Source organism: Streptomonospora litoralis (assembly GCF_004323735.1).
GTDB lineage: Bacteria > Actinomycetota > Actinomycetes > Streptosporangiales > Streptosporangiaceae > Streptomonospora > Streptomonospora litoralis.
On the sequence record NZ_CP036455.1, the window covers coordinates 3,576,479 to 3,602,898 of the forward strand.

The 26,420-nt window shown below is 77.0% G+C and carries 4 protein-coding genes (1 of these 4 cut by a window edge); all 4 read right to left on the bottom strand.

The genetic code is table 11. The features are described 5' to 3' along the window. Tightly spaced (each overlapping or abutting the next), the 4 genes in view from EKD16_RS15105 to EKD16_RS26150 form a layout consistent with a single transcriptional unit that may run on beyond the window. Positions 1-3,880: the beginning of a type I polyketide synthase gene (locus EKD16_RS15105; protein WP_131098971.1), read on the bottom strand. The gene continues 6,026 nt to the left of window position 1, outside the view; only the first 3,880 of its 9,906 coding nucleotides appear in the window; the start codon lies at positions 3,878-3,880; its stop codon lies off the left edge, out of view. Next, positions 3,877-8,829 carry a type I polyketide synthase gene (locus EKD16_RS15110; RefSeq protein WP_131098972.1) on the bottom strand — a complete coding sequence of 1,651 codons (4,953 nt, stop codon included), beginning with the start codon at positions 8,827-8,829 and terminating at the stop codon, positions 3,877-3,879. The genes EKD16_RS15105 and EKD16_RS15110 overlap by 4 nt, the downstream gene beginning before the upstream one ends. Further along, positions 8,826-13,538, bottom strand: a complete 4,713-nt coding sequence (locus EKD16_RS15115) for a type I polyketide synthase (protein ID WP_131098973.1) — start codon at positions 13,536-13,538, stop codon at positions 8,826-8,828. Before EKD16_RS15115 ends, EKD16_RS15110 begins: the two co-directional genes overlap by 4 nt. Continuing rightward, positions 13,535-26,416, bottom strand: coding sequence for a type I polyketide synthase (locus EKD16_RS26150; protein WP_131098974.1), 12,882 nt, complete (start codon positions 26,414-26,416; stop codon positions 13,535-13,537). The genes EKD16_RS15115 and EKD16_RS26150 overlap by 4 nt, the downstream gene beginning before the upstream one ends. Between the last annotated feature and the right edge of the window lie 4 nt (positions 26,417-26,420).

Genomic DNA, 26,420 nt, shown 5'->3' on the forward strand with positions numbered 1-26,420 from the left:
GGCGGTGCCGGGCGAGCGCGTCGAGGTAGGCGTTGGCGGCCGCGTAGGCGCCCTGGCCGGGGCCGCCGAGCGTGCCCGCGAAGGAGGAGAAGAGCACGAACGCCGAGAGGTCGCGGTCGCGGGTCAGCTCGTGCAGGTTGCGGGCGGCGGCGACCTTGGGGGCGAAAACGGCGTCGCACCGCTCGCCGGTGAGGCCGTCCAGCAGGCCGTCGTCGAGCACGCCGGCGGCGTGGACGACGGCGTCCAGCGAGGGCAGTGTCTCCAGCAGCTCGGCGAGGGCGTCGGGGTCGGCCGCGTCGCAGGCGGCGACGGTCGCCTCCGCGCCCAGCTCGGCGAGTTCGGCGCGCAGCTCCTCGGCGCCCGGCGCCCGCGGGCCGCGCCGGCCGGTGAGGACGATGTGCTCGGCGCCGTTGCGGGCCAGCCACCGGGCCACGTGGCCGCCGAGGGCGCCGGTTCCGCCGGTGACCAGGACCGTGCCCGCCGGGGTCCACCGCTGCGCGGCCGGGGAGGCGGGGACCAGCCGCCGCGCATAGGTGCCCGAGGCGCGGACGGCGACCTGGGGTTCGCCCGCGGCGCCGGCCAGCACCGCGGCCAGGCGGGAAGCCGCGGGGGCGGCGAGCCGTTCGGGGAGGTCGACGAGCCCGGCCCAGAAGTGGGGGTGCTCGACGGCCGCGATCCGGCCCATCCCCCAGGCGGCGGCCTGGTCCGGCGCGGTCAGCGTGTCGCCGGGGCGCACGGCCACCGCGCCGCTGGTGGCCGTCCACAGCGGGACCTGGCCGCCGGTGTCGCCGAGGGCCTGCACCAGCGCGGTGTTCAGGGTGGTCCCGGTGCTGCGCCCGGACGCCGCGACCGGTTCGTCGGCGAGGGCGAGCAGGGAGAGCGCGCCCGCGGGCGCCCCGCAGGCGCGCAGCCGCTCCGCGATCGAGGCGCGGTCGTCGTGTGCCGCGTCCAGCTCGACCGGTACGGGCCGGGCGCCGTGCGTGCGCAGGGCCTCCAGCACGTCCTCGACGAGGGGCGCGCCGCCGCGGCCGGCGGGGACGGCGACCAGCCAGTCGCCCCGGAGCGCGGGTGCCTCGGTGCCGCTGTCGGCGGGCCGCCAGGCGACCTGGTAGCGCCAGGTGTCGGTCTCGGAGGGCGCTGCGGCCCCGGGTGCCGGGGCGTCGAGCCAGTAACGGCCCCGCTCGAAGGGGTAGGTGGGCAGGTCGACGGTGCGGCCGCCGGGCAGCAGCCGGTCCCAGCCCACGGCGACGCCGCTGACGTGCAGTTCGCACGCCGAGCGCAGGAACCGGTCGAGCCCGCCCTCGTCGCGGCGGAGCGTGCCGACCACCACGGCGGAATCCAGCCGCCCCTGGTCGGCGAGCGTCTCACTGATTGCGGGTGTCAGCACGGGGTGCGGGCTGACCTCCAGGAACACGTCGTGGCGGTGGTCGGCGAGCAGCCGCGTCACGTGCTCCAGCTCCACGGGGCGGCGCAGGTTGCGGTACCAGTACTCCGGCCCCACCGCCGACAGCCGCAGCCGGTCGGCGGTGACGGTGGAGTAGAACGGGATCTCCCCGTCGTGGTGGGCGACGGGCGCGAGGGCGTCGAGGAGTTCGTCGTGCAGGAGTTCCACGTCGGCCGAATGGGAGGCGTAGTCGACCGGGACCCGCCGGGTGCGTGTGCCGTCCTCCTCCAGTTCGCGGGCGAGGTCCGCCAGCTCCTCGGCGGGACCCGACACCACGGTGGAGGCGGCGCCGTTCGCGGCGGCCAGCGACAGCGCGGAGCGGCGCTCCAGCAGCGAGCGGACGCGCTCGGGCGGCAGCGCCACCGACATCATGCCGCCCCCGCCGGCGATCCGCGTCAGCGCCCGGCTGCGCAGGGCCACCACGCGGGCGGCGTCGTCCAGGGAGAGCGCGCCCGCCACGCACGCGGCGGCGATCTCGCCCTGGCTGTGGCCGATGACCGCGTCGGGCTCGACACCGGCGGCGCGCCACATGGCGGCCAGCGACACCATGACGGCGAACAGCACGGGCTGGACCCGGTCCACCCGCTCCATCCAGGCGGTGTCCTCGTCTTCCAGCAGTTCCAGCAGGGACCAGCCGGTGAAGGGGGCGAGGGCGCGGTCGCACTCGGCCATCCGCTCGGCGAACTCCGCGGACTCGGCCACCAGCCGCCCGGCCATGCCGGCCCACTGCGACCCCTGGCCGGGGAACATGAACACGACGCGGCGGTCCAGGCCGCGGCGGACGGTGCCGCGGACGACCTCGCCGTCGGCGGCCCCGCCGGCGACGGCGGCAAGCCCGGCGCGCAGGTCGGCCGTGCCGGTGCCGACGACCGCGGCGCGGTGCTCGAAGGCGGTCCGCGCCGTGGCGAGGGTGTAGGCGACATCCAGCGGGTCGGGGTCGTCGGCGAGCCGCGTGCGCAGCTCCGCCGCCTGGCGGCGGAGCGCGTCGCCGGTGCGGGCGGACAGCACCAGGGGCAGGGCCGCGGGCCTCGCCGCGGGCCGGTCGGCCGCCTCCTCGGTTGCTTCCTCGGGCGGCGCCTCGCGCAGGATGACGTGCGCGTTGGTGCCGCTGACGCCGAAGGAGGAGATGCCGGCGGTGCGGGGTGCGCCTGCGCGCGGCCAGGGCCGCGCCTCGCGCAGCGGCGCGACCACCCCGTCCGACCAGTCCACGTTGGGCGAGGGCTCGTCGGCGTGCAGCGTCCGGGGGTACACGCCGTGCCGCGCGGCCTGCACCGTCTTGATGATGCTCAGCACGCCCGCGGCGGCCTGCGCGTGGCCGATGTTGGACTTCAGCGAGCCGATCCACAGCGGCCGCTCGGGTGAGCGGTCGCGGCCGTAGGTGGCGAGCAGGGCTTCGGCTTCGATGGGGTCGCCCAGCGAGGTTCCGGTGCCGTGGGCCTCGACCGTGTCCACGTCGGCGGGTTCGAGTCGGGCGTTGGCCAGGGCCTGGCGGATGACCCGCTGCTGGGCGACGCCGTTCGGGGCGGCCATGCCGTTGCTCGCGCCGTCCTGGTTGATCGCGCTGCCGGCGACGACGGCGAGGACGGGGTGGCCGTTGCGGCGGGCGTCGGAGAGCCGCTCCAGCAACAGGGTCCCGGCGCCCTCGCCCAGCCCCATGCCGTCGGCGTCGGCGGAGAACGCCTTGCACCGGCCGTCGCGGGCCAGGGCGCGGTGCCGGCTGAATCCGACCAGCGAGATGGGCGCCGACATCACCGCGGCGCCGCCGACGACGGCGAGCGCGCATTCGCGGCGGCGCAGGGACTGCATCGCCAGGTGCAGCGCGACGAACGACGACGAGCAGCCGGTGTCGAGGGTGATGGCGGGCCCCTCCAGGCCCAGCGTGTAGGCGAGGCGGCCGGAGATCACGCTGGTGGACATACCGGTCACCAGGTGGCCCTGCAGCCCGTCGGGGAGGTCGCGCCAGCCCTCGCCGTAGCCCTGCCAGGCGGCGCCGAGGAAGACGCCGGTGGAGGAGCCGCGCAGCGTCTGCGGCAGCACACCCGCCCGCTCGAACAGCTCCCAGGAGGTCTCCAAAAGCAGCCGCTGCTGGGGGTCCATGGCCTCGGCCTCGCGGGGGGCGATCCCGAAGAAGCCCGGGTCGAACCGGCCGGCCCCGTCGAGGAAGCCGCCCTCGGTGACGTAGCAGGTGCCCTGGTGGTCGGGGTCGGGGTGGTAGAGGCGGTCGAGGTCCCAGCCGCGGTCGCCGGGCAGGGGGCCGACGGCGTCGCGCTCGGCGGCCACGAGGTCCCACAGCTCCTCCGGGGACGACACCCCGCCCGGGCACCGGCAGCTCATGGAGACGATCGCGACCGGTTCGTTGTCGGCCTGCTTGAGCCGTTCGTTCTCCCGTACGGAGGCGCGCAGCGCCGCGACGAGCTGCTCGTTGCCCTCAGTCATCCTTCACCTCGTTGTGTCTCGCTCCGGAGTGCCAGCTGGACCAGCGAGTCGACGTCCATGTCCCCGATCTCGTCGGGTCCGGCGTCGGGGACGGGCGCCCGGTCCGCGTCGCCGCCCTCGCCGCCGCCGCTGTCCCCTGCGGGCAGGAGCAGCCCGCCGATGTGGGTGGCGAGGGCCGCCGCGTTCGGGTGGTCGAAGACGACGGTGACCGGAAGGCGCAGGCCGGTGGCGGTGGTGAGCCGGTTGCGCAGGTCGACCGCCGTCAGGGAGTCGAATCCGAGCTCGCGCAGCGCCCGGTCCGGGTCCACCTCGTCGGGTCCGGCGTAGTCCAGCACCGCGGCGATCCGGGAGCGCACCAGCTCCGACAGCGCGCGGGCGCGGTCCACCGGGCGCATGCCGGCCAGGCGCTCGGCGAGGGAGGACTCCCCCGCTTCGCCGGCCTCCTCCCGATCGCGGCGCAGGGCCGACTCCGCTTCGGGGATCGTCTCCAGCAGCGGGCTGGGCCGGGCCATGGTGAAAACGGGCGCGAAGCTCTCCCAGTCCACCTCGGCGAGGACCTCGACCGCGCGGTCGTCGTCGAGGACGCGGTGGAACCCCTCCAGCGCGGCTGCGGGGTCCATGAACGGGATGCCGCGGCTGCGCAGCTGCTCCTCGGCCAGGCCGGCCGCCATGCCGCCGCCGTCCCGGGGCGCCCAGATGCCCCACACGACCGAGCGCCCGGGCAGCCCGCGCCCGCGGCGGCTGTCGGCGAGCCCGTCCAGGTAGGCGTTGGCGGATGCGTAGGCGCCGTGCTCGCCGCTGCCCCAGGCCGCCGAGATCGACGAGAACAGCACGAACTCGTCCAGCTCGCCCGGTTCGGAGAACAGCTCGTCGAGCACGTCGGCGCCGGCGATCTTGGCGTAGGTGGTGTCGGCGTACTCGCCCGTGTCGGTCGCGTCCAGGGCGCGGAGCACGCCCGCGCCGGCCATGTGCAGCACGGCGCGGACGGGGCGGCCCCGCTCGGCGGCGCGCTCCCGGATGGCGGCGAACGCGTCGCGGTCGGCGGCGTCGCAGGCCGCGATCTCCACGTCGGTGCCCAGCTCGCGCAGCTCGGCGGCGAGCGCCTCGGCGCCGGGAGCGGCCCCACCGCGCCGGGAGGTCAGCACCAGGCGGGGCGCCCCCAGTTCGGCCAGCCACCGGGCGACCTGGGCGCCGACGCCTCCGGTTCCGCCGGTCAGCAGGACGGTGTCGCGGGGCCGCCAGCGCGGCGCCCGCTGCGCGGCGGCGTCGACGCGGCGCAGCCGCCTGCCGTAGGCCGCCGGCGACCGCACGGCGATCTGGTCCTCGGTACCCGCCAGCAGCGCCCCGGCGAACCGGCGGGCGGCCGAATCGGAGAGCGCCGCGTCGGCGGGCAGGTCGACGAGGCCGCCCCACCGGTCGGGCAGCTCCAGCGCGGCCACCCGGCCCAGCCCCCATACGGCGGTCTGGTCGGGGGCCGCCACGTGCTCGGTGTCGCCGACGGCCGCGGCGCCGCAGGTGGCCGCCCACAGCCGGGCGTCGATCCCGGAGTCGGCAAAGGCCTGGACGCAGGTGAAGGTCGAGGCGAGCGCGCGCGGCAGCCCCGGGTGACCGGGCTGCTCGCCGCGGTCGAGCGCGAGGAGGGAGACGACACCGGCGACGCCGCCGGCCGCGGCGTCGCGCAGCCGCGCGCCCAGGGCTGCGCGGCCCTCCTCCGCCTCGGCGAGGACGATCCGCTCGACTCGGGCGCCGTGCCGCCCCAGCTGGTCGGCGATCCCGCGACGCAGGTCGTCCCAGCCGCCGCGCTCGTGGTCGAGCAGCAGCCACCGGCCCGACAGCCGCGGCCCGGCCGCCTCCTGCAGCGGGACCCAGGACTCGTGGTAGCGCCAGGTGTCGGTGTCCCTGCGCCGGCGGTGGCGCTCGCGCCAGCGGGCGAGGGCGGGCACGGCGGCGCTGAAGGGCTGCGCGGGGTCGATGCCGAGGTTCTCGGCGAGGGTCTGCGGGTCGGCGGTGCTCACCATCTCCCAGAACTCCGCGTCGGCCTCCGCGCCGGCCGCACCGTCGGGGCTCCCCGCGTCGTCGGGCTGTGCGGCCTCCATCCAGTAGCGCCGCCCCTGGAAGGCGTAGGTCGGCAGGTCGGTCGGGGCGCCGCCGAGGTCGGCGAGGACGGCGGGCCAGTCGACGCCGACGCCGCGGGTGTGCAGGTGGCTCGCCGAGGCCAGGAACCGGTGCAGGTCACCCTCGTCGCGGCGCAGCGTGCCGCCGGTGACGGCCCGGGCCGTGTCGAGCCGGTCCAGGGTCTCCTCGATCGCGGGCAGCACCACCGGGTGCGGGCTGACCTCGGCGAAGGTGGTGTGTCCGGTGCGGGACAGGGCGTGCACGGCCGCGTCCAGCTCCACGGTGGCGCGGAGGTTGCGGTACCAGTAGTCGGCGCCCATCTCGGAGGTGTCGATCGCCTCGCCGGTGACGGTGGAGTACAGCGGAACCTCGGCGGAGCGCGGCGAGACGCCCGCCAGGTCGGCGCTGATCCCGGCGTGGAGGCGCTCCACGTGGTGGGAGTGGGAGGCGTAGTCCACAGGGATCCGGCGGGTGCGCACGTCGGCGCGCTCCAGCTGGGCGGCCAGGCCGTCGAGGCTCTCGCCGGCGCCGGAGACCACCGCCGAACGCGCACCGTTGACGGCCGCCAGCGACAGGTCGGGCCACTGCGCGACGGCGTCCAGCGCGCGGTCGCGGGACAGCCCGACCGAGAGCATCCCCCCGCCGCCGGCGATCTCGCGCAGGCGCCGGCTGCGCAGTGCCACCACGCGCGCCGCGTCCTCCAGCGACAGCGCCCCGGCCACGCAGGCCGCCGCGATCTCGCCCTGGGAGTGGCCGACCACGGCCGCCGGCTCGACGCCGCACGCCCGCCACGTCCGGGCCAGCGCGACCATGGCGGCGAACAGGGCCGGCTGCACCACGTCCACCCGGTCGGTGTCGACCGCGCTTGCCGAATCGCCGCCGTTGCGCAGCACCTCGTGCGCGGGCCAGTCGACCAGGGGGTCCAGGGCGTCGGCGCACTCCCGCAGCGCGGCGGCGAACACCGGGGAGCCCTCCGCGAGCCCGCGGGCCATACCGGGCCACTGCGCGCCCTGGCCGGGGAAGACGAACACCGTCCGGCCGCGGTCGGCGACGACCCGGCCGCGGGTGAGCCGCGGGTGCTCGGCTCCGGCGGCGAGCGCGTCGAGCCCGGCGGTGAGCTCGCCCGCGCCGGTTCCGGTGACCACCGCGCGGTGCTCGAACGCGGTCCGCGCCGTGGCCAGCGACCATGCGACGTCGGCGGGGCCGGTGCCGGGCCGCCGGGCCAGGTGGTCGGCGAGCCGGCGGGCCTGGTCGGCCAGCGCGGTCTCGCTGCGCGCCGACAGCAGCCAGGGAATCGGGGCCCCCGGGCCCAGGACCCCCGCCGGGCTCTCCGCACCGCCGGCGGTTCGGGTGTCCTGCCGGGCAGCGGGGGCTCCGGTACCGCCGGTGCCGGCGCCGTCGTCGGCAGCGGCGGAGTCCTCGGGCTCCTCGGCGGGCGCCGCCTCCTCCGGCGCCTCCTCCAGGATCAGGTGGGCGTTGGTGCCGCTCGCGCCGAACGCCGAAACCCCGGCGCGGCGCGGATGGCCGTTGCGCTCCCACGGCCGGTTCTCGGCGAGCAGCTCCACCCGCCCCGACGACCAGTCGATCGCGGGCGAGGGTTCCTCGGCGTGCAGGGTCCGCGGCATCACGCCGTTCCGCAGCGCCATGACGGTCTTGATGACGCCGCCGATGCCCGCGGCCGCGGCGGCGTGGCCGAAATTGGACTTCAGCGAGCCCAGGCGCAGCGGCGGCAACCCGTCGCGGCCCTGCCCGTAGGTGGCCAGCAGCGCGTGCGCCTCGACGGGGTCGCCCAGGGAGGTCCCGGTGCCGTGCGCCTCGACCAGATCCACCTCCTCGGCCGTCACCCGGGCGCTGCGCAGCGCCTGCTTGATCACCCGCCGCTGGGACCGGCCGTTGGGCGCGGTGAGCCCGTTGCTGGCCCCGTCCTGGTTGACCGCACCGCCCCGGACGACGGCCAGCACCGGGTGGCCGTTGCGGCGGGCGTCGCTGAGGCGTTCGAGCAGCGCGACCCCCACGCCCTCGCACCATCCGGTGCCGTCGGCGGCGGCGCCGAAGGACTTGCAGCGCCCGTCGGGGGCGAGCGCCTGCTGCGCGCTGAACTCGATGAACCCCTCGGGGGTGGACATCACCGTGGTGCCGCCGGCCAGCGCCAGCGTGCACTCGTCGCGGCGCAGCCCTTCGGTGGCCAGGTGCATGGCCACCAGCGAGGAGGAGCACATGGTGTCGACGGTCAGCGCCGGACCCTCCAGGCCGAAGACGTAGGACACCCGCCCCGCGGAGATCGCCCCCGAGCGCCCGATCAGCAGGTTGCCGCGCAGGTGGTCGGGTACCGGGCTGATGCCCCGGCCGTAGTCGTGGTCGGTGGCCCCCAGGTAGACGCCGGTGGAGCTGCCGCGCAGGGACGCGGGGACGATCCCGGACCGCTCGAACGCCTCCCACGAGGTCTCCAGGAAGATCCGCTGCTGCGGGTCCATCGACGTCGCCTCGCGCGGCGAGATGTCGAAGAACCCGGCGTCGAACAGCGCCACGTCCTCCAGGAAGCCGCCCTCGCGGGCGTATGTGGTGCCGCTCCGCTCGCCCTGCGGGTCGTAGATCCCGGCCGTGTCCCACCCCCGGTCGGCGGGGAAGGGCGCGACGACGTCGCGGCCGGGCTCCACCACGTCCCACAGGTCCTCGGGTGAGCGCACCCCGCCGGGGAAGCGGCAGGCCATCCCGACGATCGCGATCGGCTCGCGGCCGCGCTCCTCGTGCTCGCGCAGCCGCGACCGGGTGGCCCGCAGCTCCGCCGTGGTCTGCTTCAGGTAGTCGCGGAGCCTGGTCTCGTTGGCTGTCATGCCGTTCCCAGTTCGTTGTCGAGCAGCTGGAACATCTCTTCGTCGGTCGCGTCGCGCAGGTCGTCCGCGCGCCCCGCGTCCTCCGCGTCGTCCGGGGCCGCCGGGCCGCGGTCCCACTTCCACAGCATCGAGCGGAGCCGCTCCACGAGGGCCTCGCGCAGGTCGCCGCCGTCGGCGAGGAGCGACTCCAGGCGCTCCAGCTCCGCGGCGGCGTCCGCGCCCGTGTCGGGGGACAGTTCGTCGTAGAGGTGTCCGGCGATCGCGGCCACCGAAGGATGGTCGAAGGCGAGAGTCACCGGCAGCCGCAGGCCGCACGCGGCGCCGAGGCGGTTGCGCAGCGCGACCGACGTCACCGAGTCGAAGCCCAGCTCCTTGAGCGGCCGCTCCCGGGGCACCGCGTCGTCGGGCCCGTAGTCCAGGACCGCCGCGACCTGGCCCGCGACGAGGTCGCGCAGCGAACGCAGGGCCTCGTCGGCGTCCCGGCCGAGCACGAGCCGGCGCGCGTCGCCGCCCTCGGCCTCGGCTGCGGATCGGGCCGCCTCGGGGATCTCGGCCAGCAGCGGCCCCGGCGCGGTGATGCCGTCCAGGGAGGCGAAGCGCCCCCAGTCGATGTCGCCGACCACCACGTGCGGCGCGCCGGTCTCGATCGCGCGGCGCATGGCCTCGAAGGCGGGCTCGGGCTCCATGGGGCGGGCGCCGCGCGCGCTGAACCACTCCTCGGCGTCGGGGCCGACCATCCCCGAGTCCTTCAGCACCGTCCAGGCGATCGAGGTGGCGGGCAGGCCCAGGGCCTTGCGGTGCTCGGCGAGGCCGTCCAGATAGGCGTTGGCCGCCGCGTAGCCGGCCTGGCCGGCGGAGCCCAGAACGGCGCCCGCGGAGGAGAACAGCACGAACGCGGTGAGCGGGAGGCCGCGGGTGAGTTCGTGCAGGTTCCAGGCCGAAGCCGCCTTGGCGGACATGACCGTACGCAGCTGCTTCGGCCCGAGGCGGTCGGCGGGGGCGTCGTCGAGGACCCCGGCCGCGTGGATCACCGCGGTCAGCGGGTGCTCCTCGGGGATCTCGCCGATCGCCTCGGCCAGGGCGGCGCGGTCGGCGGCGTCGCAGGCCCGCACCATGACGGTGGCACCCAGCTCGTCGAGCTCCTGGCACAGGTCCTTGGCGCCCGGGGTGTCCAGGCCGCGGCGGCCCAGCAGCAGCAGGTGCCGGGCGCCGCCCCGGGCCAGCCGGCGGGCCAGTCGTCCGCCGACGCCCCCGAGTCCGCCGGTGATCAGCACGGTCCCGTCGGGCACCCACGCCTCGGCGGTCGCGCTGGAGGCGCGGAGGAGTCGGCGGGCGAAGGTCCCGCCCGGGCGCACGGCGCACTGCGGCTCCCCGCCGCCGCCCAGGACCGAGGCCATGCGGTCGAGCTCGCGCGGCCCCGGATCGGCGGGCAGGTCGACCAGCCCGCCCCAGCGCTCGGGCCGCTCCGCCGCCAGCGAGGTGCCCAGCCCCCACAGCGCGGCCTGGCGGGGCCGGGGAGCCGGGTCGCCGGCGCCGGTGGAGACGGCCTCGCGCGTGGCGCACCACAGCGGAGCGCCGATCCCGGCGTCACCGAGGGCCTGGTGGGCGACGAGGGTCCCCAGCACCGCCTCGGGCACGCCGCCCCCGCGTTCGCCGGACACGTCCTCGGCGTCGGCCGCCAGCGACAGCACCCCGGCGACCTCGCGGTCCTGTGCCGCATCGCGCAGCCGTGCGGCGAGTGCGGCCCGCTCGGGCGGACGATCCACCTCCACCGAGCAGGTCTCGGCGCCGGAGCGGCGCAGCGCGTCGGCGACTGCGCCTGTGCCGGTGCCTGCGCCGGTTCCTGCGCCGGCGGGGACGAGCAGCAGCCACAGTCCGCGGGCGCGGCCCTGCGCCACCTCGGTGACCGCGCTCCAGGAGGGCCGGTAGTGCCAGGTGTCCAGCCGGTCGACGGGAGCGGCGGCCGCGGGGCGGCGCGGCGGCAGCCAGTGCTTGCGGCGCTGGAACGGATAGGTGGGCAGCGGGACCCGCCGGCCCGCGGCGGGGTCGAACGCCGCGGACCAGTCGACCTCGGCGCCCGCCGCGTAGGCCTCCCCGAGGGCGACGAGGAACCGCCGCGCGCACCGGTCGTCGCGGTGGAGCGTGCCGAGGACGTCCGCCTCCGGCAGGGTCTGCTGCAGCGGGAACGTGAGCACCGGGTGCGGGCTGACCTCGACGAACATCCGCAGACCGGCGCGGTGGGCGGCCTCCGCGGCTGCGTCCAGCCGCACGGTGCGGCGCAGGTTGCGCATCCAGTAGTCCGCGTCCAGTGCGGCGGTGTCGAGCCGGTCGCCCGTCACCGTGGAGTAGAAGGCGACGCCGGCGGCGCCCGGGGCGACCGGCGCCAGGTCGCCGAGCAGCGTCTGGCGGATCTCCTCGACGTGCGCGGAGTGCGAGGCGTAGTCCACGTTGACCATCCGGGCGCGCGCTCCCCGGTCGGCGGCCGCCTGCTGCAGGGACGCGAGCGCCTCGGTGTCGCCGGAGACCACCGTGTCGCCGGGGCTGTTCACCGCGGCCAGCGAGAGGCGCCCCTCCCAATGCGCCAGCAGCTCCCGGGTTTCGCCGGGCGGCAGTCCGAGCGAGAGCATCCCGCCCGTTCCCGCGAGCGTCCGCAGCGCCCGCGAGCGCAGCGCGACCACGCGGGCGGCGTCCTCCAGCGAGAGCGCGCCCGCCACGCAGGCCGCCGCGATCTCGCCCTGGGAGTGCCCGATCACACCCGCGGGTTCGACGCCGTAGGAGCGCCACAGCTCGGCGAGGGCCACCATCACCGAGAACAGCGCCGGCTGGACCACGTCGACGCGGTCGTCGTCGGGGCCGCCCGGTGTCATGCGCAGCACGTCGAGGGGCGAGCGCGCCACGTGGCCGGCGAGGGCGTCGGCGCACTCCTCCATGCGCTTGCGGAAGACCGGCGACGACTCCAGCAGGTCGCGGGCCATGCCGGGCCACTGCGAACCCTGCCCGGGGAAGACGAAGACGGGGGCGGCCGGTGTCTCGGCGACTCCGGAGACCACCGCGGGCGAGGAGGCCCCGGCGCGCAGCGCGTCCACTCCGGCGAGGAGTCGGTCGCGGTCCTCGCCGACGACCACGGCCCGGTGCTCGTAGGAGGAGCGCGTGGTCGCCAGCGAGTAGCCGATGTCCTGCACCGTCTCGGGCGCGGCCGAGGCGTGCGCGTGGAGCTGCGCCGCCCGGGCCCGAAGCGCCTGCTCGCCGCGGGCCGACAGCACCCACGGCAGCGGGGTGCCGAAGGGGTCCGCGTCGGCGCCGGCGTGCACCGCCGCCGGGGAGGGCTCGGGCGGCTCCTCCACGATGAGGTGGGCGTTGGTGCCGCTGACGCCGAAGCCGGAGACGCCGGCCCGCCGCACCCGCTCGCCGCGCGGCCACGCGACCGGCTCGGTCAGAAGTTCCACGCCGCCGCGGCTCCAGTCGACCTCGGGGGTGGGTTCGTCGACGTGCAGGGTGCGGGGCAGCCGTCCGCGGTCCAGGCAGAGCACCGTCTTGATGACGCTCGCGACCCCGGCGGCGGCCTGCGCGTGGCCGATGTTGGACTTCACCGAACCGAGCAGCAGCGGCCGGTCCTCGGGCCGCCGCCTGCCGTAGGCCTCCATCAGCGCGTTGGCCTCGATCGGGTCGCCGAGCCTGGTGCCGGTGCCGTGGCCCTCGACGGCGTCCACGTCGGCGGCCTCCAGGCCGGCGTCCTCCAGCGCCCGCTGGATGACCCGCTGCTGGGCGCGGCCGTTGGGTGCGGTCAGTCCGTTGCTGGCGCCGTCCTGGTTGGTCGCGGAGCCGCGGAGCACGGCGAGGACCGGGTGGCCCGCGGCCTCGGCGTCGGAGAGGCGCTCCAGCAGGACGAACCCGGCGCCCTCGCTCCACCCGGTGCCGTCGGCGGCCGCCCCGAACGCCTTGCAGCGTCCGTCGGGGGCGAGCCCGCGCTGCCGGCTGAACTCGACGAATACCCCCGGCGTCGACATGACGGCCACACCTCCGGCCAGCGCCAGGGAGCACTCGCCCTGGCGCAGCGACCGCGCGGCGAGGTGCATCGCCACCAGCGCCGAGGAGCAGCCGGTGTCCAGCGTGATGGCCGGGCCCTCCAGGCCGAACGCGTAGCTGACGCGGCCGGAGAGCACGCTGGTCACGTTCCCGGTGATCAGGTGGCCGCCCAGGTCCTCGGGGGCGTCGGTGTAGTCGCCCTCGTAGTGGAAGGAGCACGCGCCGGCGAAGACGCCGGTCGCGGTGCCGCGCAGGGAGGACGGGGCGATCCGCGCCCGCTCGAAGGCCTCCCAGCCCAGCTCCAGCATCAGGCGCTGCTGCGGGTCCATCGCCGTCGCCTCGCGGGGCGAGATGCCGAACGCCTCGGGGTCGAACGCGGCGGCGTCGTGCAGGAACCCCCCGCGGTTCACATAGCTCTTGCCGGGGGCGTCGGGGTCGTCGGAGTACAGGTCGTCGGGCCAGCCGCGGTCCGTGGGGAACCCGGAGACCGCGTCGCGTTCGTCGGCCAGCAGCTCCCACAGGTCCTCGGGGGATGCCACGCCGCCGGGCAGGCGGCAGCTCATGGCCACGACCGCGATCGGGTCGTCCGCGTCGGCCGCCGGGGCCTCCTTCAGCTTCCGGCGGGCCTCGTGCAGTTCCCCGGTCACCTTTCTGAGGTAGGCCAGCAGCTTCTCGTCGCTCATGAGAACCCCAGCTCGTGGTCGATGAAGTCGAAGAGTTCGTCGGCGGTGGAGGTCTCCAGGCGCTCGTGGACGCCGTCGCCGTGCTCGGCGTCCGGTTGCGCGCCCAGCACGCCGGCGAGGTGGCCGGCGAGGGACTGCGGGTCGGGATAGTCGAAGATCGTGGTGGCGCTGAGCGGCAGCCCGGTCTCCTCCCGCAGGCGGGTGCGCAGCTCGACGGCCATCAGGGAGTCGAACCCGGCGTCGTGGAAGGCATTGGCGGGTGCGACGGCTTCGGCGGAGGCGTGGCCGAGAACCGCGGCGACCTGGCGGCGCACCACCTCCAGGAGTTCCCGGTCCCGTTCGGCGCTCGGCAGGGCGGCCATCCGCTCGGCGAAGCCCTCGCCCGGGGCCTCGTCGGCGGGGGTGCCGGCGGGAGTGTCGGCGTCGGCGGGGACCACCTCGCAGATCAGGGGGCGGGGACGGTCCGCTGTATAGCCCAGGGCGAACCGGTCCCAATCGACGTCGGCGACGGCCGCGAACGGCTCCGCCGCGCCGAGCACGGCCTCCAGGGCGGCCAGGGCGGTCTCGGGGGCCATCGGCCGCAGCCCGCGCCGGACGAGGTGCTCCTCGACGCCGTCCTGGCTGTTCATGCCCTCGCCCGCCCAGGGGCCCCACGCCACGGACGTGGCGGCGAGTCCGCGGGCGCGGCGCCGCAGGGCCAGTCCGTCCAGGTGGGCGTTGGCGGCGGCGTAGGCGCCTTGGCCGCCGCTGCCCCAGAACCCGGCGACCGAGGAGAACAGCACGAACGCGTCGAGGTCGCGGTCGGCGAAGAGCTCGTCTAGGTTGCGGGCGCCGTCGGCCTTGCCCGCGGTGACCTCGGCGGCGTCCTCGGGGGACGTGTCGGCCAGCGGGGCGAACCGGACGACTCCGGCCGCGTGGTGGACCGAGCGGACGGGCTCTCCGCCGGCCTCGACCTCCTCGACCAGGCGGGCGAGGGCGTCGCGGTCGGCCGCGTCGCAGGCGGCGCACGTCACCCGCACCCCGCGGTCGCGCAGCTCACCGGCCACGGGGGGTTCGGCGCCGCGCCGACTCGCCAGCACGACGTGCTCGGCGCCGCGGTCGGCCAGCCAGCGCGCGACGTGTGCCGCGAGGCCGCCCGTGCCTCCGGTGACCAGCGCGGTTCCGCCCGTGCGCCAGGCGGGCCGCTCGCCCGCGCCGCCCTCCAGCGGGGCGCGGACCACGCGGGGCACGCTGACGCCGTCCGCGCGGACGGCGAACTGGTCCTCGGGGCCGTCGCCGGACACTACGGCGGCGGCCGCCTCGGCGGCGCGGTCGTCGACCCGCGGCGGCAGGTCGACCAGGCCGCCGAGGCGGTCCGGGCGTTCGAGCCCGAGGACGCGCCCCAGCCCCCAGAGCGCGGCCTGCTCGGGTCGGACGCTCCTCTCGGTGCCGCCGGCGGCCACGGCCGCGCGGGTCACCGGCCACAGCCGGGCCCGCGCGCCGCGGTCGTCCAGCGCCTGCACGAGGCAGACGGTGGCGGCCAGGCCCGCGTGCACGCCCGGCGCCTTGCGGTGCGGGCGCTCGTCCAGGGCGAGCAGCGAGACGACGCCGTCGAACCGGTCGGCGTCCTCGGGCAGGCAGGCGGCCGCGGTGGCGCGGTCGCAGGCCGCGGCGTCCAGCGGTGCCGCGACGACCTCGGCTCCGCCGGCGCGCAGCGCTTCCGCTAGCGCGTCCAGCACCGGCCGGTCGGCGTCCTCGGGGTGGACGAGGAGCCACCGTCCTCTCGGGGCGGTGGCCGCGACGGCGTGGGGCCGCCATGCCTGCCGGTAGGTGCACGAGGCCGCGGCCGAGCGCTGCCGCCGCCGGCGGTGCCAGGACGGCAGGGCCGCGAGGACGGTCTCCGGCGGCGCGTCCGCGGCCAGTCCGAGGAGGGTGCGCAGTCCGGGCAGGTCCTCCTGCTCCAGGATGCGCCAGAACTCGCGCTCGGCGGGGTCCTCGGACTCGCCCGGGGCGCCTTCGCCTTCGGCTGGGGTGTGGGCGGCCTCGGGAGCGCTGCCGCTCGCGTCGTCCAGCCAGAACCGTTCCCGCTGGAACGCGTAAGTGGGCAGGTCGACGCGACGGGCTCCGCCGCCGTGGAAGGCGGCCCAGTCCACCCGCCGGCCCGCGGTGTGCATCCGGGCCACCGCCGAGACGGCGTTCACCGCCTCCGGCCCGTCGCGGTGCAGGAGGCACGCGGCGGTGACGGGCGCGTCGGCGAGGCCGTCACGCACGGCCGCTGTCAGCACGCCGGAGGGGCCGACCTCCAGGAAACGTGTCGTGTCGGCGCGGCGCAGGGCGAGCAGGCCGTCGTGAAAGCGGACCGCGCGCCGCGCCTGGGCGACCCAGTAGTCGGGGTCGGCCAGCTCCCCGGCCGCGGCCCGCTCGCCCGTCACGTTGGAGACGAGGGGCACCGCCGGTTCGGCGTAGGCGAGCCCGGCGGCGACCTCGCGGAACTCGGCGAGCATCGGCTCCATATGCGGCGAGTGGAACGCGTGGCTGACGCGCAGCCGCTTGGCCCGGCCGCCCAGGCGGCCGGCGACGCGCTCGGCGGCGGCGGGGTCTCCGGAGATCACGCACGCGCGCGGCCCGTTCACGGCGGCCAGCGAGACCTCGTCCTCGCTCCCGGCCAGGGCGGCGCGGACCTCGTCCTCCGCGGCGTCGACGGCGATCATCGCCCCGCCGGAGCCCATGGCCTGCATGAGTCGGCCGCGGGCGGCCACCATCGCGCAGGCGTCGGCCAGCGACCACACGCCCGCCACGTGCGCGGCGACGAGTTCGCCGATCGAGTGGCCCAGCACCGCGTCCGGTGTGACCCCCCAGCTCTCCAGCAGCCGGACCAGGGCCGTCTCCACGGCGAACAGGGCCGGCTGCGCGAACTCGGTGCGGTCCAGGGCCTGCGCCGCGGCCGCGCCCTCCTCGGCGAACACGATCTCGCGCAGCGAGCACCCGATGTGGCGGTCACTCTCGGCGCAGACGGCGTCGAAGGCGTCGGCGAAGGCGGGGAAGGACTCGTACAGTCCGCGGCCCATGCCGGGGCGCTGCGCTCCCTGCCCGGTGAACAGGAACGCGGTCGCGCCGTCGTCGGCCACGCCCCGCGCGGCGCCGCCGCCGCGCGCGATCTCCTCCAGCGAGGCGAGCAGTTCGCCGCGGTCGCGGCCCACGGCGACCGCGCGGTGCTCGAAGGCACCGCGCGTGGTCGCCAGCGCGTGGCCGACGTCGCGGGGCGACTCGTCGGGGTGGGCGGCCGCGTGCGACCGGAGCCGCTCTGCCTGGGCGTTCAGCGCGGCGCCGCTGCGCGCCGAGACCGGCCAGGCGAGCACGGGCGGGGCCGCAGCGCCGCCCGCCTCCTCGGCGTGGTCGTCCCCGGCTTCGTCCGCCCCGGGCGCTTCGAGGAGTACGTGGGCGTTCGTCCCGCTGATCCCGAACGCGGAGACCCCGGCGCGGCGGGGGCCGCCGTCGCGGTCCGGCCACGGCAGCCGGCGATCGAGCAGCCGCAGCGCGCCCGAGGACCAGTCGACGTGGGAGGACGGCTGCTCGCAGTGCAGGTTGCGGGGCAGCGCCCCGTGCCGCATCGCCGTGAGCATCTTGATCACGCCCGACACCCCTGCGGCGGCCTGGGTGTGGCCGATGTTGCTCTTCATAGCGCCCACCAGCAGCGGGTGCTCGGGCGGCCTCCCGTCGCCGTAGGCGGCCGACAGCGCCTGGGCCTCGATCGGGTCGCCCAGCACGGTCCCGGTGCCGTGGGATTCGACGGCGTCGACGTCGGCCGGGCGCAGCCCGGCCGCGGCCAGCGCTTGGCGGATGACCCGCTGCTGGGCCGGGCCGTTGGGCGCCGACAGGCCGTTGCTGGCGCCGTCCTGGTTGACCGCGCTGGAGCGCAGCAGCGCGAGGACGGGGTGCCCGCGGCGGCGGGCGTCGGACAGCCGCTCCAGCACCAGCACGCCGGCCCCCTCGGACCAGCCGGTGCCGTCGGCGGCGTCGGAGAAAGTCTTGCAGCGCCCGTCCGGCGCGAGGCCGCGCTGCCGGCTGAACTCGACGAACAGCAGCGGCCGCGACATGACGGTCACCCCGCCGGCCAGCGCGAGCGAGCACTCGCCCTGGCGCAGCGACTGCGCCGCCAGGTGCATCGACACCAGCGAGGACGAGCACGCCGTGTCGACGGTGACGGCGGGCCCCTCCACGCCCAGTACGTAGGCGATGCGGCCGGAGACGACGCTCTGCGAGCGCCCGGTGAGCAGGTAGCCCTCGGCGTCCTCGGGCACTCGGCGCTGATCGGCGGCGTAGTCCTGCATGTTGGTGCCCATGTAGACGCCCACCGGGTCGCCGGCCAGCGAGGAGGGCGCGATTCCGGCGCGCTCCACGGCCTCCCAGGACACCTCCAGCAGCAGCCGCTGCTGGGGGTCCATCGCGGCGGCCTCGCGGGGGGAGATCCCGAAGAACGCGGCGTCGAAGTCGGGGGCGTCGTAGACGAACCCGCCGGCCCGCACGCGGGACTTGCCCGCGCGGCCGGGATCGGGGTCGTAGATGTCGTGGGGCCAGCCGCGATCGGTGGGGAAGCCCCCGATGGCGTCGCGGCCCTGCAGCAGCAGCTCCCACAGGTCCTCGGGGCTGCGCACGCCTCCCGGCAGGCGGCAGCTCATCGCCACGACCGCGACGGGGTCGTCGGTGTCACCGGAGGCTCCCGCCGCCGCGGACGCGGGGACGGGCGCGGGGACGGGGGCGTCGTCCTCGCCGACCAGGAGTCCGCGCACGTGGCGGACCACCGCCGCGGGGGTGGGGTGGTCGAACAGCAGGGTGGTGGGCAGGTTCAGCCCGGTGAGCCGGTTGAGTCGGTTGCGCAGCTCCACCGAGGTGAGCGAGTCGAACCCGGCGTCCTTGAAGGCGCGCTCGGCGCCGATGGAGCGGGGGTCGGGGTTGGCGACGACGGCGGCCGCCTGCTCCCGCACGAGGTCGAGCAGCGCGGCGTCGCGCTCGGCGGCGGGCAGCTCGGCCAGCCGCTGGGCGGGTGCGGCCTCGGAGGCCCGATCGCCCGCGGGGGCCGCCGTGCGGCGGGTGCCGGCCACCGTCCGCAGCAGCGGCGGCAGCGCGCCGTCCGCCGCCCGGGACCGCAGCGTGGCGGGGTCGAGCCGCACCGGCAGGGTGTGCGCCTCGGGCGCCGCCAGCGCGGCGTCGAACAGCTCCATGCCCTCGGCGGAGGACAGCGGGACGACGCCGGAGCGGGCCATGCGGGCCAGATCGGCGTCGGTCAGGTGCTCGCTCATGCCGCTGCGCTGGTCCCAGTACCCCCAGCCGAGCGAGGCGGCGGGCAGCCCCCGCGCCCGGCGGTGCTGGGCGAGCCCGTCGAGGAAGGCGTTGGCGGCGGCGTAGTTGGCCTGCCCCGGTCCGCCGAAGGCGGCCATCATGGAGGAGTAGAGCACGAACCAGGACAGCGGCAGGTCGGCCGTCAGCTCGTGCAGGTGGGCGGCGGCGTCGACCTTGGGCCGCAGCACGCGGTCCAGCTGCTCGCCGGTCAGGGAGGTGACGAGGGCGTCGTCGAGCACCCCGGCGGCGTGCACGACGCCGGTGAGCGGGTGCTCGGGCGGAATGGAGGCGAGCAGCTCGGCGAGCCGGTCGCGGTCGGCCGCGTCGCAGGCGGCCCAGCGGACCTCGGCGCCCGCCTCGGCAAGTTCGGCGGCCAGCTCCCGCGCGCCGTCGGCGTCCTCGCCGCGGCGGCTCGCCAGCAGCAGCCGGCGGACACCGTGCTCGGCGACGAGGTGCCGGGCGCACAGCCGGCCCAGGGTGCCCGCGGCCCCGGTGATGAGGACGGTGCCCTCCCCGGGAGGCGGCGCAGGCGGGCCCGCCGCGGTCCGCTCCAGGCGGGGGACGTACATCACGCCGCCGCGCAGCGCGAACTCCGGTTCGCCGCAGCGGAGCGCCGCATCCAGCGCGGCCTCGGACTCGGGCGTGCCGTCGACGTCGGCGAGCACGATCCGGTCCGGGTTCTCCGCCTGCGCCGAGCGGACCAGGCCCGACACCGCGGCCGCGACGGGGTCGGCGTCCGCGGCGGTCCCGTCGCCGACGGCCGCCGCGTCGCGGGTGACGACGGCCAGCCGGTCCTCGCCCGCGGCGGCCTCCTGGAGCGGCCCGAGGACGTCGTGCAGGGCGAGGCGGGTCGCCTCTGCGAGGTCCGGCGGCCGGCCGGCCGGGTCGTAGCGCAGCGGTGCGGTCGCGGGCGGCTCCGCCGCCTCGGTCAGGTCGCGGCGCGGCACCCAGGAGACGCGGAACAGCGCGTCGGTGCCCGGCGCGGCTGCGGCGCGGCTCCACTCCGGGCCGGGCTCGGTGAAGGCGACCGACGCGGCCGACAGCACCGGCCGCCCCTGGCCGTCGACGGCGACGAGGCGCGCCTCGTCGGGCCCTGCCGGGGTGATGCGGACCCGCAGGCTTTCGGCGCCGGCGGCGAAGACGGCCACGCGCCGCCAGGAGGTCGCCATCGCAGCCGGGCCCGCTTCGCAGCGGTGGGCGTGCACGGCGCCGGCGAGCAGCGCCGGGTGCAGCACGAACGGCGCGTCAGCGGCGCCGGCGCCCCCGGTCTCGCCGAGGGCGGTCTCGGCCTCCAGTTCCGCGCCGCTGCGCCGGGCGCGGGTCACGGTCTGCAGGGCCGGTCCCAGGCTCAGGCCGTGCCGGGCGAGCCCGGCGTAGTCGGGGCCCTCGGCGGGCGTGCCGCCGAGCCGGTCGGCCGGTTCGGGCGCGGCAGGCTCCTCGTCGGCGAGGACACCGCGCGCGTGCAGCGTCCAGTCGGCCTCGGGGGCGCCGGCCGCCCGCGCGTACATCCGCAGGAGGCGGTGCCCGGAGTCGTCGGCGGGACCGACCAGCACGTGCAGCGTCAGCGCCCCCGCTTCGGGGACGGGCATCGGCCGCTCGACGGTCAGCTCCTCGACCACGTCGCAGCGCACCTGCCCGCCGACGTGCAGGGCCAGGTCCACGAACAGCTCCGGGGGCGCGACGGCACTGCCGCGGACGCGGTGATCGGCCAGCCAGGGGTGGTCGTCGGCGCCGACGCGCCCGGTGAAGAGCAGCTCACCCGTGGCGGGCAGGACGGTTCCGGCGGCGAGCAGGGGGTGCGACTCGGGCACCAGCCCGGCGGCGGAGACGTCGCCGGTGCGCTGCGGCGGGGTCAGCCAGTACCGGCGGCGCTGGAAGGGGTAGGTGGGCAGGTCGACGGGGCGCCTGCGGCCGAACACCCGCTCCCAGTCGACGCCGACGCCGTTGGCGTGCGCCTCGGCGAGGGCGGTGAGGAACCTGCGCGGGCCGCCGTCGCGGCGGACGAGGGTGGCCAGCGTGGTCGCCGGCCGCCGGTGCTCCTCGGCGGTCTCGCGCATCGGCACCGCGAGCATCGGATGCGGTGCGGCCTCCAGGAACGCCCCCGTCCCCGCGTCGAGCAGCGCGCCCGCGGCGTCGTGGAAGCGCACCGGCTCGCGGACGTTGCGGTACCAGTAGTGCGCGTCGAGTCCGGCGGTGTCCAGCAGGCCGCCGGTCACCGTCGAGTAGAACGGCACGTCCGAGGTGCGCGGCGCGACGGGGGCCAGATCCTCCAGCAGCCGGTCGCGCAGCACCTCGACCTGCGGGGAGTGGCCGGGGACGTCGACGTCGGGGATGCGCCGGGCCATCACACCCTCGGCGGTCAGCTCGGCCAGCAGCTCCTCGACCGCGGCGGAAGTGCCCGAGACGGCGGCTGATCCGGGACCGTTGACCGCCGCGACCGCCAGCGCGTCGCCGAAGCGGTGCAGGCGTTCGCGCACCTCGTCGGCGGGCAGCGCGACCGAGAGCATGGCGCCCTGGCCGCGCAGCTCCCACCAGGCCCTTGCGCGCATGGCCACCACGCGGGCCGCGTCGCGGCGGCTGAGCCCGCCGGCCACGTAGGCCGCCGCGATCTCGCCCTGGGAGTGGCCGACCACCGCGGCCGGCTCCACGCCGTGGGCGCGCCACAGGGCCGCCAGCGAGGCCATGGTCGCGAACAGCGCCGGCTGGGTGACGTCCACCCGCGACAGGGGCGGGGCGTCCGGGCGTTCCAGCAGCACGTCCATCGGTTCCCAGTCGACGAACGGGCGCAGCGCCTGGGCGCAGGACTCCAGCTCCGCGGCGAAAGCGGGGTAGGCCTGCCAGAGTTCCGCGGCCATCCCCGGCCACTGGGAGCCCTGGCCGGGAAAGACGAAGGCGGTGCGGGGCGCCTCGGCGGGGGCGGTGCCCAGCACCGGCTCGACCGTGCCGTGCCCCTGCTCCAGGGCGGCGAGGCCGTCGAGCAGTTCGGCGGTGTCGGCGGCGATCACGGCCGCGCGGGAGCGGAACGCGGTGCGGGTGGTCAGCAGGGCGGATCCGAGGTCGGCGAGGTCGGGCGCCTCGCGTGCCGCATGCTCGCGCAGCCGCCCCGCCTGGGCGCGCAGGGCGGTCTCGTCGCGGGCCGAGAGCACGACCGGCACGGCGTCGAGCGGTCCGGCGGGCGCGGCGGATTCGGCCGCCTCCGCACCGTCCTCCGGCGCTTCGGCACCGGCGGCGCCGTCCTCGGCCGCGGCCTCGGCGGGCGCTTCCTCAAGGATCGCGTGCGCGTTGGTGCCGCTGATGCCGAACGACGAGACGGCGGCGCGGCGCGGCCCCGCCGCCTCCGGCCAGGGGCGCGCCTCGGTGAGCAGCCGCAGCCGGCTCGCGTCCCAGTCCACGTGCGGTGTGGGCTCGCCGACGTGCAGCGTCTGCGGCAGCGTGCCGCGGCCGAGCGCCAGCACCATCTTCATCACGCCGCCGACACCGGCGGCCGCCTGCGTGTGGCCGACGTTGGACTTCAGCGAGCCCAGCCACACCGGGGCGTCGCCCTCGCCGCCGGACCCGTAGGTGGCCGCCAGCGCGTTCGCCTCCACGGGGTCGCCCAGCCGGGTGCCCGTGCCGTGGGCCTCCACCGCCTGCACGTCGCCCGGCTCCAGTTCGGCGTCGGCCAGCGCCTGGCGGATGACGCGGTGCTGGGCCACCCCGTTGGGTGCGGTGAGCCCGTTGCTGGCGCCGTCCTGGTTGACCGCGCTGCCGCGCAGGAGGGCCAGCACCCGGTGGCCGCGGCGGCGGGCGTCGCCGAGCCGTTCGAGGTAGAGCACCCCGGCGCCCTCGCCCCACCCGGTCCCGTCGGCGTCGGCCGAGAACGACCGGCACCGGCCGCCGGGGGACAGCGCGCCCTGCCTGCTGAGCTCGGCGAAGATACCAGGCTCGGACATGACGGTGGCGCCGCCGGCCAGCGCACGCGAGCATTCGCCGTTGCGCAGCGCGCGCACGGCGAGGTGGATCGCCACCAGCGAGGCGGAGCACGCCGTGTCCACCGAGAGCGCGGGCCCCTCCAGACCCATCGTGTAGGCGATCCGGCCCGACGCCACGCTGGTGGTGGTCCCGGTCAGCAGGTACCCGGCGACGTCCTCGCCGGCCTCGGCCTCGGGCGGGCCGTACTTCTGCGGCATGGCGCCCACGAACACCCCGGTGTCGCTGCCGCGCAGCGAGTCGGGGGCGATCCCGGCCCGTTCCACGGCCTCCCAGGAGGTCTCCAGCAGCAGGCGCTGCTGCGGCTCCATCGCGGCGGCCTCGCGGTGCGAGACGCCGAAGAACTCGGGGTCGAACTCGGGGGCGTCGCCCAAGAACGCGCCCTCGCGCGTGGAGCTGGTGCCGCCGCGCCCTCCGTCGGAGTCCAGCAGCGCCCCCAGGTCCCAGCCGCGGTCGTCGGGGAAGGGGCCGACGGCGTCGCGCCCCTCCTCCAGCAGCTCCCACAGCCGTTCGGGAGTGTCGGCGCCGCCGGGGAACCGGCAGGCCATGGCGACGATCGCGACGGGCTCGGCCGCCGACGGCGCCGTCGAGCGGGGGGCGGCCGGGACCTGTTGCGCGCCGCCCGCGGCCACGTGGGCGGCGAGAGCAGCGGGTGTGGGGTGGTCGAAGACCAGGGAGCCGGCGAGGTCGGCCCCGGTGGCGCGGGCGAGCTGGTCCCGCAGTTCCACGGCGGTGAGGGAGTTCATCCCGAGGTCTTTGAACGCCAGCCCGGGGTCGATGTCGTCGGGGCCGTCGTAGCCGAGCAGCGCGGCGGTGTGGGCGCGGACGAGGGCCAGCGGGTCGGCCGGGGCAGGCGGGGCGGACTCGGGCGTCCCGGCGCCGACCGGCTCGGCGGGCTCGCCTGTGTCGGCCGCGGTCGGCGCGGGGCCGGGTTCGGGTGCCGCGGTCGGCTGGCGCGGACCGGTCGGGACGGGGTAGGCCCGGCGCTGGAAGGCGTAGCGCGGCAGCGGCACCCGCCGGGCCCCGCCGCCGAAGAAGGCCTCCCAGTCCGGCGTCTCGCCGTGGACGTGCAGCTCGGCCAGGGCGGATACGGCGGTGCGGGCCTCGTCGCGGTCCCGGCGCAGGGCGGGCGTGAACGCCGCCGGCGAGGTGTAGGCCTCCCGGGCGGCGGCCGCCAGCACCCCGTCGGGCCCCAGCTCCAGGCACCGCGTCACGCCGGATCGCTCCAGGGTGCGGACACCGTCCAGGAACCGCACCGCCCGCCGGGCGTGGCGCACCCAGTACTCGGGGCCGGTGATCTCACCGGGTTCGACCGGGCGGCCGGTGACGTTGGAGACCACGGGCACGGCGGGCTCGCGGTAGTCCAGCCCCGCCGCGACCAGCCGGAACTCCTCCAGCATCGGGTCCATCAGGGGCGAGTGGAAGGCGCGGCTGACGCGCAGGCGGCGGGTCTTGACGCCCTCCTCCCCCAGCCTGGCGGCGATCTCCTCGACCGCCTCCCGCTCTCCGGCGATCACGGTGGCCGAGGGGCCGTTGACCGCGGCGACGTCGACGGCGCCGGCGCGCTCGGCGGCCAGCGGCGCCACGCGCGACTCGGGCGCCTGCACCGAGACCATGGCGCCGGTGGCCGGGAGCGCCTGCATCAGCGACCCGCGGGCGGCCACGAGCGCACAGGCGTCGTCGGGGTCCAGCACCCCGGCGACGTGCGCCGCCGACAGCTCACCGATGGAGTGGCCGAGCAGGTGGCCGGGCGCGACGCCCCAGTGCTCGAAGAGCCGGTAGAGGGCCACCTCCAGGGCGAACGTCGCGCACTGGGTGTAGACCGTCTCGTCGAGCAGATGGGCCCGCGGCGAGCCCGGCTCGGCCCAGACCACCTCGCGCAGCGGGTGCTCCAGCCGCTCGTCCAACCGGTCGGCGAGCGCGTCGAAGGCGTCGGCGAAGACGTCGAACGCGGCGTGCAGGCCGCGGCCCATGCCGAGGCGCTGCGCGCCCTGCCCGGTGAACAGCACCGCGGTCGCGCCGTCGGCGGTGCGGCCCTCGACGGCGCCGGGGCTGGGCGCTCCGTCTGCGTAGGCACGCAGGCCGCGCAGCAGCTCGTCGCGGTCGCCGCCGCAGACGGCCATCCGGTGGGCGTGCGGGGTGCGGGCGGTCAGCAGCGAGTATGCGATGTCGGCGGGGTCGGCGGCTGCGTCGGCGTCGGCGTCGGCGGCCGCGAAGTCGGCCAGCCGCGCCGCCTGCGCGCGCAGGGCAGCGGGGTTGTGCCCCGAGACCACCCACGGCACGGCGGCCGGACGCCGCCCGGGCTCCGCCGGGCGGTCGGGGGCCTCGGGCGGCGCGGTGACCACGACGTGGCAGTTCGTCCCGCCCATGCCGAACGACGAGACACCGGCCACCGGCGCCGCGGACCAGGGCTCGCGGTCGGTCGCCACGCGCAGGTTCAGCCCTTCCAGCGGGATGGCGGGGTTGGGCCGCGCGAAGTTGAGGCTGGGCGGCAGCTCCCCGTGGTGGACCGCCAGCACCGCCTTCAGCAGGCCGGCGATGCCCGCGGCACCCTCCAGGTGCCCGAGATTGGTCTTGACCGAACCGACCGGCAGCGGACCTTCGCTTCCGCGGGCGGCGCCCAGCGCCTCGCCCAGCGCCCGGGCCTCGACCGGGTCTCCGGCGGGGGTTCCGGTCCCGTGCAGTTCCACATACCCGACGGCCTCGGGGGACACGCCCGCGCGGCTGAGCGCGGACCGCAGGACGCGCGCCTGGGAGTCGGCGCTGGGCGCGGTGAGTCCGTCGCCGCCGCCGTCGTTGTTGACCGCGCTGCCGGAGAGCACCCCGTAGATGCGGTCGCCGTCGGCGAGCGCGGCGCGCAGCGGCTTGAGCACCGCGAAGCCGCCGCCCTCGCCGCGCACGAACCCGTCGGCCCGCTCGTCGAAGGTGTGGCAGCGGCCCTCGGGCGACAGCGCGCCGAAGGCGCCCATCTCGGCGGTGACCCGGCCGGAGAGGTTCAGGTGCACGCCGCCGGCCACGGCGACGTCGTTCTCGCCGGAGCGCAGGCTCTCGCACGCCATGTGCACCGCGACCAGCGACGACGACTGTCCGGTGTCGATCACCATGCTCGGGCCGTCCAGCCCCAGCGCGTAGGACACCCGGTTGGCGATCATGGAGCGCGCCGACCCGGTGGCGGTGTGCGGGGTGATACCCGCCTGCGCCGCCCCGGACCGCAGGACCGTGTGGTCCTCGTCCATGGCGCCCACGTAGAGTCCGGCTCGGGTGAGGCCGCGCACGTCGGCGCCCAGATCCTCCAGCGCCTCCCAGACGAGTTCCAGGGAGAGCCGCTGCTGGGGGGCCATCTCGGCCGCCTCGCGGGGCGAGATGCCGAAGAACGGCGCGTCGAAGCCCTCGACGTCGTCCAGGAAGGCTCCGCGGCCGACGAACCCGGCCAGTTCCCGGCCGTCGTCCCACCGTCCCGGCGGAACCTCGCCGACCGCGTCCACGCCCTCGCGGAGCACCTGCCACAACCGCTGCGGGTCGGGCGCCATCGGCAGTCTGCAGGAGATCCCTACGACGGCCACCGCCGTGTCGTTGTCTACCGCAGTCATGAAT